13 protein-coding genes are annotated in these 19,453 nt (G+C 67.0%); 8 read left to right on the top strand and 5 right to left on the bottom strand.

Annotated elements, in window-relative coordinates; all coding sequences use genetic code 11:
- Window positions 1-57 precede the first annotated feature (57 nt).
- The 6 genes from ppc (at window position 58) to LL972_RS10185 (ending at window position 9,861) form a co-directional block, all read left to right on the top strand.
- Window positions 58-2,772 (top strand): phosphoenolpyruvate carboxylase, encoded by a 2,715-nt coding sequence (gene ppc / locus LL972_RS10160; protein ID WP_228327495.1) that lies wholly within the window; start codon window positions 58-60, stop codon window positions 2,770-2,772.
- Between the two features lie 133 nt (window positions 2,773-2,905).
- A complete protein-coding gene (locus LL972_RS10165) occupies window positions 2,906-3,478 on the top strand; it encodes a TetR/AcrR family transcriptional regulator (protein WP_119130749.1) in 573 nt (190 codons plus the stop codon).
- A complete protein-coding gene (locus LL972_RS10170) occupies window positions 3,475-4,512 on the top strand; it encodes a DUF4105 domain-containing protein (RefSeq protein WP_228327497.1) in 1,038 nt (345 codons plus the stop codon). Before LL972_RS10165 ends, LL972_RS10170 begins: the two co-directional genes overlap by 4 nt.
- 77 nt (window positions 4,513-4,589) lie before the next feature.
- Window positions 4,590-6,533, top strand: coding sequence for an alpha/beta fold hydrolase (locus tag LL972_RS10175; protein WP_266104569.1), 1,944 nt, complete (start codon window positions 4,590-4,592; stop codon window positions 6,531-6,533).
- A 328-nt stretch (window positions 6,534-6,861) separates the two neighbouring features.
- The gene (locus LL972_RS10180; RefSeq protein ID WP_323134212.1) at window positions 6,862-8,064 is read left to right on the top strand and encodes an OmpA family protein; all 1,203 of its coding nucleotides are present in this window, start codon (window positions 6,862-6,864) and stop codon (window positions 8,062-8,064) included.
- 399 nt (window positions 8,065-8,463) lie between these two features.
- Window positions 8,464-9,861 (top strand): histidine-type phosphatase, encoded by a 1,398-nt coding sequence (locus LL972_RS10185; RefSeq protein WP_228327509.1) that lies wholly within the window; start codon window positions 8,464-8,466, stop codon window positions 9,859-9,861.
- Window positions 9,862-10,569: 708 nt separating this feature from the next.
- Here the strand turns inward: LL972_RS10185 and metK are convergent.
- Complete coding sequence (metK, locus tag LL972_RS10190) at window positions 10,570-11,781, bottom strand: methionine adenosyltransferase (protein WP_039530648.1); 1,212 nt, start codon at window positions 11,779-11,781, stop codon at window positions 10,570-10,572.
- A 446-nt stretch (window positions 11,782-12,227) separates the two neighbouring features.
- Here metK and LL972_RS10195 point away from each other — a divergent pair, with 446 nt between their 5' ends.
- The gene (locus tag LL972_RS10195; RefSeq protein ID WP_228327500.1) at window positions 12,228-13,034 is read left to right on the top strand and encodes a UDP-2,3-diacylglucosamine diphosphatase; all 807 of its coding nucleotides are present in this window, start codon (window positions 12,228-12,230) and stop codon (window positions 13,032-13,034) included.
- 232 nt (window positions 13,035-13,266) lie between these two features.
- Window positions 13,267-14,355 (top strand): metal-dependent hydrolase, encoded by a 1,089-nt coding sequence (locus tag LL972_RS10200; protein WP_228327502.1) that lies wholly within the window; start codon window positions 13,267-13,269, stop codon window positions 14,353-14,355.
- A 59-nt stretch (window positions 14,356-14,414) separates the two neighbouring features.
- Here the strand turns inward: LL972_RS10200 and LL972_RS10205 are convergent, their stop codons facing one another.
- From LL972_RS10205 to LL972_RS10220, 4 genes are all read right to left on the bottom strand, one after another.
- Window positions 14,415-15,242 carry a methyltransferase domain-containing protein gene (locus LL972_RS10205; protein WP_166766263.1) on the bottom strand — a complete coding sequence of 276 codons (828 nt, stop codon included), beginning with the start codon at window positions 15,240-15,242 and terminating at the stop codon, window positions 14,415-14,417.
- 28 nt (window positions 15,243-15,270) lie between these two features.
- Window positions 15,271-16,269, bottom strand: a complete 999-nt coding sequence (gene dusB / locus LL972_RS10210; protein WP_228327504.1) for a tRNA dihydrouridine synthase DusB — start codon at window positions 16,267-16,269, stop codon at window positions 15,271-15,273.
- Window positions 16,270-16,732: 463 nt separating this feature from the next.
- Window positions 16,733-17,689: a ribokinase gene (locus tag LL972_RS10215; protein ID WP_228327505.1), complete on the bottom strand. Its 957-nt coding sequence runs from the start codon at window positions 17,687-17,689 to the stop codon at window positions 16,733-16,735.
- A gap of 78 nt (window positions 17,690-17,767) precedes the next feature.
- Entirely contained in the window at window positions 17,768-19,066 is a 1,299-nt protein-coding gene (locus tag LL972_RS10220) for a NupC/NupG family nucleoside CNT transporter (protein WP_016903833.1), read from the bottom strand.
- Window positions 19,067-19,453 lie beyond the last annotated feature (387 nt).

Genomic DNA, 19,453 nt, shown 5'->3' on the forward strand with positions numbered 1-19,453 from the left:
CTAATCCTTTTGGGTTAGTCTTCGACGACTTTGCGCTTGAGAGGGTGTGCGTTTCCGATGAACGAGTACCGCAGCAGTCTTGTGTTCGCTACCCCCGACCTGCCCTTGCGCGACGACGTGCGTCGGCTCGGCGCCCTGGTCGGTGACCTGCTCGCCGAGCAGGTCTCTGCGGAATTCCTCGAGGAAGTCGAACGCGTCCGCACCACGGCGATTGCGCGGCGCGAGGGCGATGCACCGCCGTCGACGCTGAGCGAGCAGCTGGCCGGGCGCGAGCCGCGCCAGGCCGAGGCGCTGGTGCGTGCCTTCAGCACCTATTTCCAGGTGGTCAACATCGCCGAGCGCGTGCACCGCATCCGCCGCCGCCGCGAATACCAGCGCAGCGGGACCGACACCCCGCAGCCGGACGGTTTGCACGATGCCTTGCGCCGGCTCAAGGCGCAGGGCGTGACGCTGGACGAACTCAGCGCGTGGTTGCCTCGGATCGACGTGGAGCCGGTGTTCACCGCGCATCCCACCGAAGCGGTGCGCCGCGCGCTGCTGGAAAAAGAGCAGCTGATGGTCGCCAGCCTGGTCGACAACCTGGACGGCATGCGCACGCCCAACGAGCGCGCCACCGACGCGGCGCGCTTCCGCATGGCCCTGACCGCCTCCTGGCAGACCGCCGACTCCTCGCCGGTGCGTCCCACCGTGGAGGACGAGCGCGAGCATGTGGGGTTCTACCTCACCCAGGTGCTCTATCGCGTGGTGCCGGTGATGTACGAAACCCTCGAACACGCCATCGAAGAGACCTACGGCAGCGTGCCGACCCTGCCGCGGCTGCTGCGCTTCGGCACCTGGGTCGGCGGCGACATGGACGGCAACCCCAATGTGGATGCCACCACCATTGCCGGCACGCTGGATGCGCAACGGCGTGCGGTGCTGGACCGCTATCAGAAGGAACTCTGGCAACTGGCCAGCCTGCTCAGCCAGTCGACCACGCTGGTGGCGGTGAGCCCGGCATTGAGCGAGCAACTGCAGCGCTACCGCGCGCTGTTGCCGGAGGACGCCGCACGCTCGCGTCCGCGCCACGGCGACATGCCGTACCGGCTGCTCAACGATCTGATGCGCGCGCGCCTGCAGGCCACGCTGGACGATGCCGACGGCGCCTACACCAGTCCGTCCGAGCTGGAGCACGATCTGCAATTGATCCTGGACAGCCTGCAGGCCAACAAGGGCCTGCACGCCGGTTGGTTCGCGGTGCGCCGCCTGTTGTGGCGCGTGCGCAGCTTCGGCTTCCACCTGGCGCGTCTGGACGTGCGCCAGGAATCGAGCGTGCATGCGCGCGCGGTGGCCGACGCATTGGGTCAGGCGGACTGGGACGAACAGGACGCCACCCAGCGCGCCGCATTGCTCGGCCCGTATGCCTCCGGCGAACAGGCATTGCCGCGCGTGGATGACGAAGGCAATGCGCGGTTGGATGCGGTGTTCGCCGCGCTCGCCGATGCGCGCAGCCGCCATGGCGCCGATGCGCTGGGCAGCTACATCATCTCGATGGCGCACAACCGCGCTGATGTACTTACCGTGCTGGCGCTTGCGCGCCGCGGCGGTCTGGTCGACGACGCCGGCACGGTGCCGCTGGATATCGTGCCGCTGTTCGAAACCGTGGACGATCTGCGCGGCGGTACCGGCACCGTGCAGGACCTGCTCGCCGACCCGGTCTACCGCCAGCACCTGGCTGCGCGCGGCGATACGCAGATGGTGATGCTGGGGTATTCGGACAGCGGCAAGGACGGCGGCATCACCGCCTCGCGTTGGGGGCTGCAACGCGCGCAGGTCGAACTGCTGGAGGCTGCCGCCGAACTCGGCGTGCGGCTGACCTTCTTCCACGGCCGTGGCGGCTCGATCGCGCGTGGCGGCGGCAAGACCAGCCGCGCGCTGGATGCCGCGCCGCGTGGCAGTGTCGATGGCCGGCTGCGCGTGACCGAGCAGGGCGAGGTGATCCATCGCAAGTACGGCATCCGTGCCCTGGCGCTGCGCTCGCTGGAACAGATGACCGGCGCGGTGCTGCTGTCCAGCCTGCGTCCGCGTGCGCCCGAACCGCGCGAGGAGCGCTGGCGCCCGGTGATGGATCTGGTCGCCGAGCGCAGCACCGTGGCGTATCGCGCCTTCGTTGGCGCGCCGGATTTCATGCAGTACTTCCGCCTGGCCACGCCAATCGATGTGATCGAACGCATGACGCTGGGCTCGCGCCCATCGCGCAGGCTCGGCCAGGACGCGGCCTTGTCCAACCTGCGCGCGATTCCGTGGGTGTTTGCCTGGAGCCAGGCGCGTGCGGTGATCCCGGGCTGGTACGGCGTGGGCAGCGGCCTGCAGGCGGCCGTGGATGCCGGGCACGAGGAGACCTTGCGCGAGATGGCGCAGGACTGGCCGTTCTTCCGCACCTTTCTCGACGATGTGGCGATGGTGCTGTCCAAGGGCGACCTCACCATCGCCGAGCTGTTCTCGCGGTTGTCGGGCGACCTGCACCAGCGGTTCTTCCCGGGCATCGGCGCCGAGCTGGCGCTGACCAAGGGCTGGGTGAAGGCGTTGACCGGCCAGCAGTCACTGCTGCAGCACGACCCGCGGCTGGCCTTGTCGATCCGCCTGCGCAACCCCTACATCGACCCGATCAGCGTGCTGCAGGTGGACCTGCTGCAACGCTGGCGCGCCACCGATGGCGAAGACGACGAGCTGCTGCGCGCGCTGGTCGCCTGCGTCAACGGCGTCTCGCAAGGCGTGCAGAACACCGGCTGATCCGGTTCGCTGATTGGACCGTCGGATTCGACGGTCCAATCCGATCGCCCGATCCCGACCGTTGGTCGGAGAGGGCGCGGAATCGACAAGCGGACTCTGGTGTAACCGGACAAATCTGTCCGATAATGCGGCGATGACGACTTCTCGCCCTGATGCCGCGCTGCGCCGCCGGCAGATACTCGATGCCGCCGACGAAGTGTTCAGCGAACACGGCGTCAATGCCCCGCTGGAACTGGTGGTCGAGCGCGCCGGCCTTGGCCGCGCCACGCTGTACCGCAATTTCCCCGACCGGCTCGCGCTGATGACCGCGCTGATGACCCGTGGCCTGGACGGCCTGGAACGGCTTGCCGCCGATCTGGGCGAGCGCCCGGACGGGCTGGCCGTGCTGCTGCACGACGTGGCCGAGCACATCGCCCAGTCCGCGCCGCTGGTGGATTTCTGGCGTTCCATCGAACGCGCGCACCCGGCGGTGGAAACCGCCGACCGGCGTGTGGTGCGCATCTTCCTGCCGTTCGTGCATCGCGCCCGCGACGCCGGCCTGTGCCGTGCCGATGTCGACGACGAACAGCTGCTGCTGGTGATCGACATGCTGGGCAGCTGCCTGCGCGGCAATGACGAATCCGAACGCAAACGCCTCGCCCATCGTTCGGCCGATCTGTTGATGCATGCATTGGGCATGCAGGTGCCGGAAGGCGGCACCCGATGAAACCGGCCACGCGTTCGCGCATCGGGCGCTGGGCGCTGCGGGTGGCGCTGGTGTTGGCCGCGCTCTGGGGCGGGCTGGCGATCTATTTCGCACTGACCGGCAATGCGTTCGTGCGCGCGGCGTGGGTGGGCTCGTGGTGCGCGATGGCAATCGCGGCGTTGTGGGGCCTGCGCCGTGGCCGCGAGAACTGGGCCTTGGTGGGCATCTTCAGTGCGGCATTTGCGGTGCTGGCGGTGTCGTGGTGGATGATGCAGCCCAGCCAGGACCGCGACTGGGCCGACGATGTCGCCCAGCGCCTGCAGCCCGAGGTGCACGGCGACATCGTCACGCTGCACAACGTGCGCAATTTCGACTGGCATAGCGAAACCGACTACCAGCCGCGCTGGGAAACCCGCCAGTACGATCTGGACCGTCTGGTCAGCGCCGATCTGGCGCTGTCGTACTGGATGGGCCCGGCGATCGCGCACACGTTGGTGTCGTTCGGTTTCGACGACGGCTCGCATGTGGTGTTCTCGCTGGAAATCCGCAAGGAGCGTGGCGAGTCGTTCTCGGCACTGGGCGGGTTTTTCCGCAGTTTCGAAGAAACCCTGGTGGCCGCCGACGAGCGCGACATCCTGCGCGTGCGCACCAATGTGCGCGGCGAGGACATGTACCTGTACCGGCTGGCGCTTCCCAAGGCCGGGCTGCGCCGCATGTTCATGGGCTATCTGGGCCTGGCCAACGACCTGAACCGCGCGCCGGCGTTCTACAACACGCTCACCAGCAACTGCACCACGATCGTGTTTGCGTTGGCGCGGCAATTGCAGCCCACATTGCCGCTGGATCATCGCCTGCTGCTGTCCGGCTACGTCGACGAATACGCCTACGATCACCATGGGCTGATGCCCGGCTACGACTTCGCCACCCTGAAGCAGCGCGGGCATTTCACCGCACGTGCAATCGCCGCCGACAAGGCGGCCGATTTCTCCGAGCGCATCCGCGCCGGCATGCCGCAGGCGCCGGCGCCTGGGGCCACCGCGAGCGCACCCCGGTGACGCCGCGCCTGCGTGGATGCCGTACCGCCGCAGTGCTGGCGGGCGTACTGGCGAGCCTGTGGCTGAGCGGCTGCGCCATGGTCACGGTGCAATCGCACAGCAGCGGCGACTTCATCGCGCGCACGCGTGGCGATGTGCTCAGCACCGGCGCGTTGAGCCAGGCCAGCGGCGAGACGGTGCAGGTGGCCGGTCTGCAACCCAAGGCCTGCCGCAGCGACCCGCTGCCCTGCCTGCAGCAACTCGCCACCGTCGCAGGCATCGGCGATGAGCGCCGGCTGGCAACGCAGGCCGAGCTATGGACCGCACATGCGATTGCGCTGGGCGGGCGCGACCCGACAACCATGAGCGATGCCGCAGTCGACGCCTGGCTGGAGGCCGCGCGGCATGCGTACGCGTACTTGTTTTTCACCGATCGGGCACCGAGTGCGCGTGCGTTCGAAAATCGCCAGACGCAGGTGCGCGACTACTACAACTACGCCGTGCAGCAGGTGATCGAACGCCTGTTCGCACGCGCGCAGCAGACCGGCCAGAGCGAGCGCGAACCGACCAGCATAGGCCGCTGGCAGGTGGGTATCGACATGTCTGCGTATCGGTTGCCGGGCGGCGGCAACACGCCGCGTGCGATCTTCGCCGCCTCGGCGTTGCGCTTCGATGGACTGCGCAGCACGTATCGACGCGACGGCTTCGGTGCCGAACTGGTGGCCGAGGTGGACCCGCAGGTGGTCGGCGACCCTGCCGGGCTGGCCTTGCAACAATCTGCTGCCGCTGTCGCGACACCTGAGCGTCCGCTGCCCACCTTCAGCGAGATGCCGTATGCACCGGCAACGCTGCTGCTGCGCTTCGAGGGCGAGACGCTGGATGCGGTGCTGCGCGGCCATGCCGTCACCGTGGTGCCTTACGATCCGTATCGCCAGAACGAAGTGGTACTGCATGGCCAGCGCGTGCCGCTGGCGGCCAACTTCACCGCCGCCTATGGCCTGTGGCTGGCCAGGTCCGGGTTTGCCGCGCAGTCCTTGCGGTCGATGCTGGGCAGCGCGCGCGGCATCGACCGCCCGCATCTGTATCTTATGCAGCCCTACGACCCGGACCGACGCGTGCTGCTGATGCTGCATGGTCTGGCCAGCAGCCCGGAAGCCTGGGTCAATGTCGCCAACGAAGTGATGGGCGATGAAGCGCTGCGCCAGCGCTACCAGATCTGGCAGGTGTACTACCCCACCAATGCGCCGGTGGCGGTCAACCGCGCCGAAATCCAGGTCCTAGTGGAGCGCAGCCTGCAGCACTTCGATCCGGCCGGCACGGCGATCGCATCGCAGGACATGGTGTTGATCGGCCACAGCATGGGCGGGGTGATCGGCCGCCTGCTGGTGTCCTCATCCGGCGATCGCCTGTGGAATTCCCTGCTGGCAGACTACCGCCTGGACGGCGAGCGCGGTGCACGCATCCGCGCGAAGTTGTCGCCGCTGCTGCATTTTTCACCAATGCCGCAGATCGACCGTGCCATCTTCATTGCCGCGCCGCATCGCGGCACGCCGCTGGCCGAGGGTGGGCTGGGGCGTTTCGTCGGCCGCCTGGTGCGTTTGCCGATCGCCTTGCTGGATCGCTTCGGCGATGTGTTTCAGGACCTGGCCAGCAGCGAACGGCGCGCGCAGGGCGACGACCCGCGCCGCAAGCGGCGCCTGCTGCCGCCGACCAGCATCGACAACCTGCGCGATACCGACCCGTTCGTGCGCGCCAGCATGGACCTGCCGATCTCCCCGCAGGTGCATTACCACACCATCGTCGGGCGCGAAAAACCGCAGGTGCCGCTGGCCGATTCCGACGATGGCCTGGTGCCGTATCGCAGCGCGCATCTGGACGGTGCCGAGTCCGAACTGGTGGTGACCTCCTGGCATAGCGTGCAGGAAACCCCGCAGGCGATTCTGGAAATCCGCCGCATCCTGCACGAGCAACTGCAATCGGAAGCGGCAAACACAAACCAGGCGCAGGCCGCGCGTCCGGCTGCGACGCCTGCGATGCTCTGAGTGCGCTACACCATCGCGGGAAGGCGTGGCTGCGAGGTCACGCGCACAGCGGGGTGTGGAATTTCCCCGTTGCCAATGCGCACCATTGTCCGGCACGCGTCCAGACGTTGCGATCGCTCACGCCTAGGCCGGCCAACCTGGGCAACGCGCGGTCATTCGGTGGGTGCGGACGACGTGCAGGAGCCGGAGTACACGAGCATGCCGATCCCGGCACCGACCGCACTGCCTGACGGTCGCTCAGTAGTTGCGTTGGCCGCTTTTAGCGCGTTGTTTACTTGGCCCGTGCTATCAGGCGGTTCTCGAACACGCTCGAACCAGGGAAGACGCAATGCGCAAGACGCTGTCGGCAGTGATCTGGGTGCCCTTGCTGCTGGCCGGTTGCGGCCGCGGCGAAGGTCAACGCGAGGCAGCCGACCCTGCGGGCGCCACGCCGCCGGCAGCGCAGACCGCAGCGCGTCCGTCCGCAGCGCCACCCGTCACTGAGGAAGCGCTCCCCGAATTCCCGGCCATCCCGTCGATCGTGGTGCCGGACATCGCTGGCGTGACCCCGGCGCAGCGCGCACTGGAAGCCTCGCTGCAGGACATTCTCGACCCGATCCAAGGCGTCAGCGTGACGCCGGCACGCTGCGGCGATGGCGGCAGCCTGATCAACGACGCCGGCATCACCAGCGTCGATGCCAACGGCAATCTGCTGCGCAACGGCGACGGCGGGCTTTTCGACCTCAAGGCCGACGGCAGCGGTACCGCCAACGTCGACGGCGGCCTGATCCGCGTCAATGCGGACGGCAGCGGCACCATCAATGCCAGTGGCGCCAATGGCGACGACGCGATCATCCAGGTCCAGGCCAACGGCGCCGGCACCTACAACGGCCCGGCGGGTCTGATCAGTCTGGATGGCAAGGGGGCAGGCACCTGGAACAGCGACAAGAGCGGCTTGGTCGACAACCACGGCGATGGCAGCGGCACCTGGAACGGCCCGCGCGGTCTGATCACCATCAACGCCGACGGCTCGGGAACCTGGAACGGCCCGGACGGGCTGGTGCAGAACCGCGGCAATGGCAGCGGCACCGTCGGTACCCCGCCGCGCGAAGTGCGCATGCCGCAGCTGCCGAAGGTGCCGCCGGCGGGGCGCTTCCCGCTGCTGCAGAAGTTCGCACTTCCCGGCGCACCGTGCGGCTATCTGATCACCTTGAACGAGCGCATCCTGTTCGACTTCGACAAGGCCGAGATCCGCCCCGACGCCGCGCGCGTGCTCGACGTGCTGGCGGCCGCACTCGGCAAGGTCAGCGCCAAGGAGATGGAAGTGCGCGGGCATACCGATGCCAAGGGCAGCGACGCCTATAACCAGGCGCTGTCCGAGCGCCGCGCCGAGGCGGTGCTGGCCGCATTACGCACCCGCGGTGCCGCGCAGTCGGCCGGCGCAAAAGGCTATGGCGAATCGCAACCGGTGGCACCCAACACGCTGGATGGGCAGGACAACCCCGGCGGGCGACAACTCAACCGACGCGTGGAAATCTTCCTGCGCACCTGAGTGCGTGCCGATCTGCGCGGCATCGCTCGCATAAAGACGCAGGACAACGACGATCCCGGACAGCCCGCCCACCACGCACGCGGTTCGGGCGGTGTGTCGATGGGCTGATGCCGGCCGATCTCCTGTCATTGCGCCGCGGCCCTGCGCAGTGCGTCCCGATGGCCAGTGCGAAGGGTATCTACGCAAGGCGGCCACCATGCGGTGAGTTGCGGTTCGACAAGACTGATGCCGCGCTTCGAGCGACCAACACACCGACTGCTTCGCCGCCATGCGGCTGATGCCGAGCATCTATCGCCGCGTGGCGGCCGCCCGGAAATGTTCGATAAGTTCCGCCAAGTGTCGTCTGCCTTGCACATTGGCCCGGTAAATTCCGCGACGAACAACGGGATGACCGACAGTATGGGTTTCAGGCAAGCGAAGAAAACGGGGCGGGGTGGTGAACAGACGCCCGCAGGCGATGACGGCAGCGACGCGATGGGGATCGCGTCGTTGCCGTCGTGCGGGATCGTCGCGCCGTTGCACGCAGGGATCAGACGACGATCGACGACAGTGCTGCGGCCACGATGGCGGATGCCGGCACTCGCACTCGGCGCGCTGCTGCTGATCGGCTGCACGCCGCGTCCGCCCGGGCCGCCCGCAGCTGCGCAGGCCGCGCAACTGGAACGCGTGGTGGCTGTCTTCCGGCACGGCGTGCGCGCACCGCTGCAGGGTGAAGCCGCCGCAGCGCACTACGCCGATGCGCCATGGCCGCAATGGTCCACACCGGCCAGCCTGCTGACGCCACACGGGCGCATCGGCGTGCAGCTGAGCGGCGACTATCTGCGCCAGTGGCTGGCGCAGCAGGGCGTGTTGCCGCGTAGCGGCTGTCCGTCAGCAGGCAGCGTGTCGGTCTGGGCCAATACCGATCAGCGCACCATCGACAGCGGCGCCCTGCTGGCCGAGGCGCTGGCACCGGGCTGCGGGATCGTCGCCGGGCATCGCCAGGCCGGCAGCAACGATCCGTTGTTCCGCCCGATCGAAGCTGGCGCGGTGCCGTTCGATGGCACGGCGGCGGTTGCGGCGATCGAAAGGCAAACCGGTGGCCCTGCCGCATTGCTGCGAGGGCACGCAGCCGAGTTGCAGGCAATGCAGCAGATCCTGGGTTGCACGCGCACGCCCTGCGACTTCGCGCAAATGCCGTCCACGCTGGCGCCATCGGCCAACGGGCGCGGCCTGGCCCTGGGTGGGCCGATCGATCTGACCTCCGGCACCGGCGAGGTGTTGCTGCTGCAATATGCAGAAGGCCTGCCGCTGTCGCAGGTCGGCTGGGGCCGTGCCACACCCGAGCGGCTGGCGCAGGTCTCGCGCCTGCATGCGTTGTTGTTCGACATCTACGCACGTCCGCATTACATGGCCTCAGGCTCCGGCGCACCGCTGGCGCGCGAAGTGCTGCAGCGCTTCGGCAATATGCAGGCGCCAAAGGTCTCTGTCTTCGTTGGCAGTGACACGCATATCGCCGCGTTGAGCAGTTTGCTGGGCGTGCACTTTCATCTCCCCGGCTACGGCGCCGACGATCCGCCGCCGGGTGGCGCATTGCTGCTGGAGCTATGGCGCGAACCGAGTGGGCAGCAGGTGGTGCGCGCACGCTATCTGGCGCAATCGCTGGATCAATTGCGGACGCTGGCGCCGCTAAATTTGGAGCATCCGCCGTTGCAGCAGAAGTTGGCGCTCGGCGTTTGCACAGCAGAGCAACGCATGGCGTGTCCGTTGAAGGCGTTCGCTCAGGCGTTGGAGCAACAGTTGCAACGCGAGCCTTGAACGCACTGCTGGGGCTGCGATGTGCAGGCGCCTTCAGCTCATCGAAGCATCTGCATGGAACCGATGGAAAAAGATTCAGGCCACGACCAGTCAACCGAAGGCCGCTTTTCTCTCAGTTGCCGACAATGATCGGTGGTGCTTGCGCGGGTGCCGGCGTGGGACCTTGAGCGGCATGGATGCCGCGCCGGAGCCTACAGGGACGTACTTGCGGCGTGTCCCACGCTGGTACGCGTGCAAGCGCCCGCAGTAGACCGAAGCATTCGCATGAAAACGGCAGATGTCGTGCGCAAGGTTGATCGGTGTGCGGAGTTGGTCGGCAGCGCGGCGCCGCATCCGGTGTCGGGACACGCCGTAAATCCATCCCTGGAGGCTCGGTGGCGGCATCATGCCGCCACACGGTCCCGCCCCCGGACGCGACACCGCGCTCCCAGCATTGCCATTACTGATCGGCAGACATTACGCGAGCAAGTGCCTTCAGTGGTCGGAGCCTTCAGTAACAAAGCATCAGTGACCCGAGCATTCGCACAAACCCACTAGACGTCCAAGGCGGAGATTCGTCAGCAAGCGGTGGCTGCATCAAAAACCCGGACACGCAGTGAATCCAGCCGTGGGGTTCCGTTGGAAGCATCCATTTCATCAAAACGCACATGGGCCGCATCAGCGGCCCATGTGCAATTCACTGCATCCGCTCCCGCAGGAGCAGTTGGCTTACTTCAGCTTGGCGTCGGCGCGCAGGGCGTCGGCGCGGTCGGTCTTTTCCCACGAGAACGCGGTGGCGCTGTGCTGCGCACCGGTTGCGTCGGTGTAGGAGAAGTCCTTCGGCTTGCGGCCGAAGTGACCGTAGGACGCAGTCTGCTGATACATCGGGTGGATCAGGTCGAGCATCTGGATGATGCCGAACGGACGCAGGTCGAAGTGCTTGCGGATCAGCTTTTCGATCTGCTCGTCGGCGATCTTGCCGGTGCCGAAGGTGGTGACCGAAATCGAGGTCGGCTCGGCCACGCCGATGGCGTAGGAGACCTGCACTTCGCAACGGTCGGCCAGGCCGGCAGCCACCACGTTCTTGGCCACATAGCGCGCAGCGTAGGCTGCCGAGCGATCGACCTTGGACGGATCCTTGCCAGAGAACGCACCGCCACCGTGACGTGCCCAGCCGCCGTAGGTGTCGACGATGATCTTGCGGCCGGTCAGGCCGCAATCGCCCACAGGCCCGCCGATCACGAACTTGCCGGTCGGGTTGATGTGGAACTTGGTGCCCTTGTGCAGCCACTTGGCCGGCAGCACCGGCTTGAGGATTTCCTCGCGCACGGCCTCGACCAAGTCCTTCTGCTTGATGCCCGGGTCGTGCTGGGTCGACAGCACCACCGCGTCGATCGCGGTCGCAACGCCGTCTTCGTAGCGCAGGGTGACCTGCGACTTGGCGTCCGGACGCAGCCAGGACAGCGCCGAGTTTTTCTTCTTGCGGATCTTGGCCTGCTGCTCGACCAGGCGGTGCGCCAGATGGATCGCGGCCGGCATGTGGCTGTCGGTTTCGTTGGTCGCATAGCCGAACATCAGGCCCTGGTCGCCGGCGCCCTGCTGTTCCGGGTTCTTGCGATCCACGCCCTGGTTGATGTCCGGCGACTGCTTGCCGATCAGGTTGAGCACGCCGCAGGTCTCGCCGTCGAAGCCGACGTCGGAGCTGTTGTAGCCGATGTCCAGAATGACCTTGCGGGTCAGCGCTTCCAGGTCGATCCAGGCACTGGTAGTCACTTCGCCGGCAACGATCGCCACGCCCGTCTTGACCATCGTCTCGCATGCCACGCGGGCGCGCTTGTCCTGGGCCAGGATGGCATCCAGCACTGCGTCGGAGATCTGGTCGGCGATCTTGTCCGGATGGCCTTCGGAGACCGATTCGGAGGTGAACAGGTAGCTGGACATCAGGCTTATATCCCTTGATTCGGATGAAAAGATGGGTGCGGATGATACACCGTCCGACAACCCTGTGCATTGTGCGCCTGAACAGCCCGCTGTGGCGTTAAACCCGTGTCGTGGCGGGGGTTTGCACGGTCATCCGGGTGTCGTCAGCTTGCCATGCAATGGTCGTACTGACCGGTCAGCATGCGCGCGTGCCCGGCGCCATGGCTGCTTGCAGCCATGGCGCTGGAGGGGAATAAGCGATGTCGCTGGACAGCGTGCCGGGGCGAGGGCGCATGGCTGCCATGGCGACCACGATCCGGGATGCGATGTCCGATGCAGCGCGCCGTGCCTTGCAGCGGGACGCGGGTCTGCGTGAGTGCGCTGCCGGTGCCCGCGGGCGGCGCACGCACCCTGCCTGTACCGCGCCCGATCGCGGCGCCGAAATTCTTGTCCCCGGAGATGTCCGCATGCACTTGTCCACGTTGCATCCTCCCGTCCGTGCCTTGTTCCTGTCCGACCTGCACCTGGGCTCGCGGCACTGCCACGCCGCCGAGATCGCCGCGTTCATCGGCCGCCAGCGCTGCCAGACGCTGTATCTGGTGGGCGACATCATCGACCTGTGGTGGATGTCGCAGCGGCGCGCGGTGTGGGATGCGGCGCATCGGCAGGTGATCGCCGCCCTGCATGCGCAAGCCAGACGCGGCACCGAGATCATCTACGTGCCGGGCAATCACGATCGCGCCATCCGCCGCTTCTGCGGTCTGGTGATGCCGGCCATGCAGGTGCGCCGACGCAGCATCCACACCTTGCTGGACGGACGCCGGCTGCTGGTCACCCATGGCGACGACTACGATGCGCAAACCCATTTCGGTGGCCTGCAGGAGCGATTTGGCGACTGGCTCTACTACCGCATCCTCACCGGCAATCAGCTGACCAATCGTCTGCGGCGTCGGCTGGGCATGCGCTACTGGTCGCTGGCCGAGTTTCTCAAGCGACGCAGCGAAGCGGCCGAGCGCTACATCGGCCGCTTCGTGGCCGCCGGCCTGGCCGATGTGATGCGCCGCGATCTGGACGGCATCGTCTGTGGGCACATCCATCGCGCCGCACTGCGCATGCAGGCCGGCCATCTGTACGCCAACACCGGCGATTGGGTGGAGAGCCTGACGGCGCTGCGCGAGACGCAGTCCGGCGCACTGCAACTGGTCAACCATCATGGCGAGGTGCTGGCCGAGCTGGCGCCGCAATCTCACGCCGCGCAGCAGCGCGCGGCGTGAGGCCGTCATGCGCAGCGCATGTCAGCAGGCCGCGGCTGCCGGGAGCTGCCATCGGGCGTGTGCAGCGTGCAGCGTCCGCCATCCTGGTGCAGGGCATGCGGACCTCGGCTGCGGCGTCGTTTGCATCAGGGAACCGCAGCGCGGTGCGAGCAACGCGCCTGCTGGCTGACTGCCTGCCGGTCGCAACGCACGTGATGGCACTGGACGATGTCCGGCCTGCTAGCATCGGCCAATGGATTCATTGACCCAGATCGTTCTTGGCGGCGCCGTCGCTGCCGCCATCGCACCGGCCGGATCGCGCCGTGCAGCCCTGTTGGCCGGCGCCGCACTGGGCACCTTGCCCGATCTCGATGCGCTGGTATTGCTGCCGCTGACCGATGATCCGGTCACGCTGATGACGGTGCATCGCAGCGCCAGCCATTCGTTGTTCGTGCTGCCGTTGCTGGGCTGGCTGATCTGGTGGCTGTTTCGCCGTTACGGCAATGGGCGCGTGGCCACTGCGCCCAGGCGCTGGTTCTGGGCGATCCAGCTGGCCTTGATCACCCATCCCTTGCTGGATGCCTTCACCGTCTACGGCACCCAGCTGTGGTGGCCGCTGCAGCCGCATCCGGCGATGTGGTCGAGCGTCTTCATCATCGACCCGGCCTACACGCTATGGCTGTTGCTCGCCTGCGCGGTGGCATGGTTTGCGCGCGCGCGGCCGCTCGCCCAACACGCGCTGGTGATCGGGCTGGCGCTCAGCTCCGCCTATCTGGGCTGGTCGTTGCTGGCCAAGCACCTGGTCGACCAGGAAGCGGACCGTGCGCTGGCCGCGCTCGGCTTGAAGGATGCGCCGCGCTTCTCGGTGCCGATGCCGCTCAATACCTTGCTGTGGCGCGTGGTCGCGATGACGCCCAACGGCTATGTGATCGGCGAGCGCTCGCTGGTGGCCGACAAGGGGCCGATGCAGTTTCGCGGCTATTCCAGCAACACCCAGGCGCTGGGCGAAGTGGCCGGCTTCGATTCAGTGCGCCGGTTGACCTGGTTCAACCGTGGTTTCATGCGCGCACGCCTGGTCGATGACGAGCTGATGCTCAGCGACCTGCGCATGGGCCTGGAGCCGGACTACAACTTCAATTTCGTGGTGGCCCACCGCGAAGACGGGCAGTGGCAGCCGATCGCGCCGCGACAGGTCCAGGCCGCCTACCGCGCGCCGGTGGCGCGCGATCAGATCGGCCAGGTGCTGGCGCAGATGTGGCGCCGCATCTGGCACGAGCCCACCGGGACGGTGCTGACCGGTGACCTGGAACATGCCGCCACGCCTGCGCCGGCCACTCAGTAGGCTCGCCTGGTGGGTCCGCTGGGCAACGCGCACGCAGCAGACCCGGGCAGCACGCCGGCTCAATACACCGTCGCGCGTGCCTGTACGAACGAATAGAAGAACACCGCGTCCGGGTCGCTGTGCACCTGCGCCAGTTCGCGGCGCATGCCGTCCACGGTGTCTGCGTTCACCGCGCCGGCCGCAAGCAATTGGTCGGCCGCCGACAGCAGCACTTCTTCCCAGAATCCGATCATGGTCTTGCGCCGGCCCGGCTCGCGGTTGTCCAGATGCAGCGTCTTGATCTCGGTATGCACATCGCGAAAGCCACCGGCCAGCAGCAGGTTGCCCAGCTTGGCGCCGACAAACGGGTCGCCGCCCTGGTCGTGCTGGAAATCGTTGAAGGCCATCCAGTAGCGCCACAGGTTGGGCGAATACGGATGCAGCAGGAACGAGGCGTTCATCACCTCGGTGACATACACCGGCGAGCCCGGCAGCAGCACGCGCCGCACTTCGTTGAGCACGCGCGCAGGCGAGGGGACATGCTCGAGCACCCAGCACAAGAACGCCGCATCGAACTGACGCGCCTCGAACGGCAGATCGCTCGCATCGGCCTGCTGCAGCGTGTAGCGCTCGCGGCACCATGCCAGGCGTTCCAGATTGGCGCGTGCCGCGCCCAACTGCGCCTCGCTCAGATCCACGCTGGTGACATGCAGATCGGGAAAGCGGCGCAGCAGGATTTCGGTTTGCGCGCCTACGCCGCTGCCCACTTCCAGCAGCCGGCGTGCGCCGCTGTAGTCAATCTGGTTGAACAGCGTGGCTTCCAGCAGGCGCGCCTGTTTGAGCAGGCGGGCCTGTTCGGTGGACGAAAATCCATGCAGATAGGTCGGGGTGTCGCTTGGTGCGCTCATCGGTGCAGCTCCAACAACGCGGAAAAACTCAGGCGGCAACTGACAGCGCGGGCGGCACGCCGGCAATCAAGGCATCGAAATACGCGCCGGTCAGCTCCAGCTGCGCCTCCGGCGTTTCGGCGCGATTGACCACCGCACGGAAGTCGGCGCTCTGCGGGTGATCCTTGGCGTACCAGCCCAGATGCTTGCGCGCGATGCGCACGCCCTGCGGCTGCCCGTAGAACGCATGCAGCGCTTCCAGATGGCCGAGCAGGGTGTCGCGCACGAACGCCAACGACGGCGGCGGCAACAGCTCGCCGGTGGACAGATAGTGCGCCACCTCGCCGAAGATCCACGGGCGCCCCTGCGCGGCACGCCCGATCATCACCGCATCCACGCCGGTGGCGCGCAGCACCTGGGCCGCCTTCTGCGGCGAGTCGATATCGCCATTGGCGATCACCGGAATCTGCAACGCCGCCTTGATCTGCGCAATCGTGGCGTACTCGGCAGTGCCGGTGTAATGCTGGTCGCGGGTGCGCCCGTGTACCGCCAGCGCGGCGATGCCGCAGTCCTGCGCGATGCGGGCGATGGTCGGGCCGTTGCGGTGATCACAATCCCACCCGGTGCGGATCTTCAGGGTCACCGGCACATCCACCGCCTGCACCACCGCGCGCAGGATGCGGGCCACCAGCTCCTCGTCGCGCATCAGCGCCGAGCCGGCCCAGGCGTTGCAGACCTTCTTGGCCGGGCAGCCCATGTTGATGTCGATCAGCTGCGCACCGTGGTCGACGTTGTAGCGCGCCGCTTCGGCCAGTTGCTGCGGCTCGGTGCCGGCAATCTGCACGCTGACCGGATCCGGCTCGCCGGCATGATCCATGCGGTGCAGCGATTTGCGCGTGCCCCAGAAGCGCGGATCGGAGATGGTCATCTCCGACACCGCCAGCCCGGCGCCCAGCTGCTTGCACAACAGCCGGAACGGCTTGTCGGTGACGCCGGCCATCGGGGCCAGGATCACTTTCGGGTCGATGGAGTAGGGGCCGATCTGCATGGCGGCATTGTAGCTGGGTGGGGAATGGGGAATGGGGAATCGGGAATCGGGAGAGCGCTTGCGGCCTTCGGTCCTGCGCGATTGCTGTGCGGATCGTTGGGCGAGTCGCGCGACGAATAAACGAGGGCAGCGGCGAGAATGTTGTTGGCCGTACCCTCACCCCAACCCCTCTCCCGGCGGGAGAGGGGCTTTCTTCCTTCTCCCGTCGGGAGAAGGTGGCGCGTCAGCGCCGGATGAGGGTACGGGTGCTCGACCCGGCATCACGCCAGGTACCGCCGCCCAGATTGCTATCCGATGAAGAAGATCGAAGCTCCGGCGCAGCCGGCTCGCAGCGTCCGTCGATGGACAGGCCTCGACATGCCGTTCGCGGATCAAAACAGTCTCATGGGGATGCCAACGCCCTGAACGCAGAAGGCGACCGCATCACTGCGGTCGCCTTGGTTATTTGACTGAAACGCGCGGATCACACGGCCGGTTCGGGCACCATGCGCGGCATCGAGGTGGCGGCGCCTTCCACTTCGGTGGAACGCGCGGCGTAGCGAGTGGCAAAGCGCACGTGGGTGATGAAGCTGGCAGTCGGCGCCTGGGCCAGCGAGGACACCAGCGCGCCGTTGAAGGCGTCGCCGGCGCCGGTGGTGTCCACCGTCTGCGCGCTTTCCGCACCCACCCGGTAATGCGCGGCCGTGTCGCCGCGCAGCTGTTCTTCCGCGTGCGAGATGAAGGCGCCCACCGATCCCAGCGTCACCACCACGGTGCCGCCCGGCAGCAGCTTGCGGCACAGCGAATGCAGCGTATTGCCATCCAGCGCCGCCACATCGTCGGCATTGATACGTTCGCCGACGTGGCGGCCGAGCAGAGCCGCAAATTCGGTTTCGTTGGGCGTCAGCACATCCGACAGCTTGAGCAGGCTGATCGAGGTCGGCGCATTGGCCGGTGCGGCGTTGAGCACCGTCAGCACGCCGCATTCGCGTGCCAGTGCCAGCGCCGACTCGATGGTTTCCGCCGGAGACTCCAGCTGCGCCAGCAGCACGCTGGACGAGGCCACCAGTGCGCGCTGGTTGTCCACGAACGCAGCGCTCAGCACCGAGTTGGCACCGGCACCGATCACGATGGTGTTGCGGCCGTGTGCGTCGACGTAGATGCCGCCGGTGCCGGTCGGCTCATTGCTGGGCTCGGCGATCAGCGCGAAGCCGTCGTGCGCAGCCAGCGAGCGCGCCAGCGCACCGCCGGCATCGTCGCCCAGCGCGCACAGAAAGTGCGTCCTGGCGCCGGCACGTGCGGCCGCGACCGCCTGGTTGAAGCCCTTGCCGCCCGGGCCGGTGCTGTAGCGACCGGCGATGGTGGCACCCGGTGCGGGCAGGACATCACAGCGCCACACGTGATCGACATTGAAGGACCCGACAACGACGACCGAACTCATAAATACCCTTGACTTGAATGACTGAATGAAACGTGGCGTGCGGCGATTAGACCGTCACACCGATGAACCCGCGCCGCCTTAACCGAAATGCGAGAGCACGCCGGCAATGGTAGCGGTCATGAACGTGGCGATCGAACCGCCCAGGACCGCGCGCAGCCCGAACTTGGCCAGATCGTGACGGCGTTCCGGTGCCAGCCCGCCGATGCCGCCGATCTGGATCGCAATCGAGCTGAAGTTGGCAAAGCCGCACAGCGCATATGTGGCAATCAGCCGGCCCTCCGCGCTCAGGCCCACGCCCGGCACTTCGCCCTTCACGATACGCGACAGCTCGCTGTAGGCGACGAATTCGTTGATCACCACTTTCTGTCCGATCAGCGAACCGACCGTGGTCGCGTCCACCCACGGGGTACCGATCACCCAGGCGATCGGCGCCAGCACGTAGCCGAAGATCGTCGACAGGTTGGTCGGCCGGCCCAGCAGCGCGGCAGCGCCGGTGATCTCGCCCAGCCAGGTCAGCGGTGCGTTGATCAAGGCGATCAGCGCAATGAAGGCCAGCAGCATCGCGCCGATGTTCAGCGCCAGCCGCAAGCCATCGCCGGCGCCGGCGGCCGCCGCATCAATGACATTGCTAGTGGTCTTTTCCACTTCCATCTTGACCGTGCCACGCGTCAGCGGGGTGCCGGTTTCCGGCACCAGCAGTTTGGCCACCACCAGGGTGGCGGGCGCGGCCATGATGCTGGCGGCGAGCAGATGCTTGGCGTAGAACGCCTGCTGCGCGGGATCGCTGCCACCGAGCATGCCGACGTAGGCAGCCAGCACGCCGCCGGCGATATGCGCCATGCCGCCGATCATCATCGTCAGCAGCTCGGACTGGGTCATCTTGGGGATGTACGGGCGCACCGTCAGCGGCGCTTCGGTCTGGCCGATGAACACGCTGGCGCATACGCTGGTGGTTTCCGCACCGGACACGCGCATCACCTTGGTGATCGCCCAGGCCATCGCGCGGACCACCACCTGCATCACGCCCAGGTGGTAGAGCACGCCCATCAGCGCCGAGAAGAAGATGATGGTGGGCAGCACCTGGAACGCGAAAATGAAGCCGTAGCTGTCGATGTTCATCAGGTTGCCGAAAATGAAGGTGGACCCTTCATTGACGAAGCTCAGCACCTTGACGAAGCCCTTGCCCAGCGAGTCGAACACATCGCGTCCGCCCGGCACCAGCAGCACCAGTGCGGCGAACGAAATCTGCAGCGCCAGACCGGTGGCGACCAGCCTCCAGTCGATCGCGCGGCGGTTGCTCGAAAACAGCCAGGTGATGCCGATGAGCACCGCCAGACCGAACAGGCCGAAACCGATCCTTCCCAAACCTTCGACCATTCCAATCCCCGGAGCTGCTGACGGCAAAACGAGAAGCCTAGAGCAGGGGGTGACCGTGGGCAAGGCGAGCAGCATTCAGGGCCTGCCCGTTGCCCCGCAGGCGAGCCAGGGCGGGCGCGGGCAGTTCCCTGCGCGCGGGTGGGCGAGCCGCGCTTGCGCAAGGTCATGGGGCGGGGGCGTCGATTCGCTGCCAGTGCGTCGCCCACAAAGACCGCGCCCCGAAGCGCGATCACCCGACCGGACGCCGCTTTTCCCGTCAGCCAACGACGAAAACCGGTCGTGCTTGCGCGCGTACCGGCTTGGACCTTGAGCGGCATGGATGCCGCGTAAGAGCCTTATCTGTTCGGATTCTGGCAGTTTGGGCGTCGAGAGCCGGCGTGGGCCACC

It is taken from the genome of Xanthomonas campestris pv. asclepiadis (assembly GCF_020784175.1).
GTDB lineage: Bacteria > Pseudomonadota > Gammaproteobacteria > Xanthomonadales > Xanthomonadaceae > Xanthomonas > Xanthomonas campestris_D.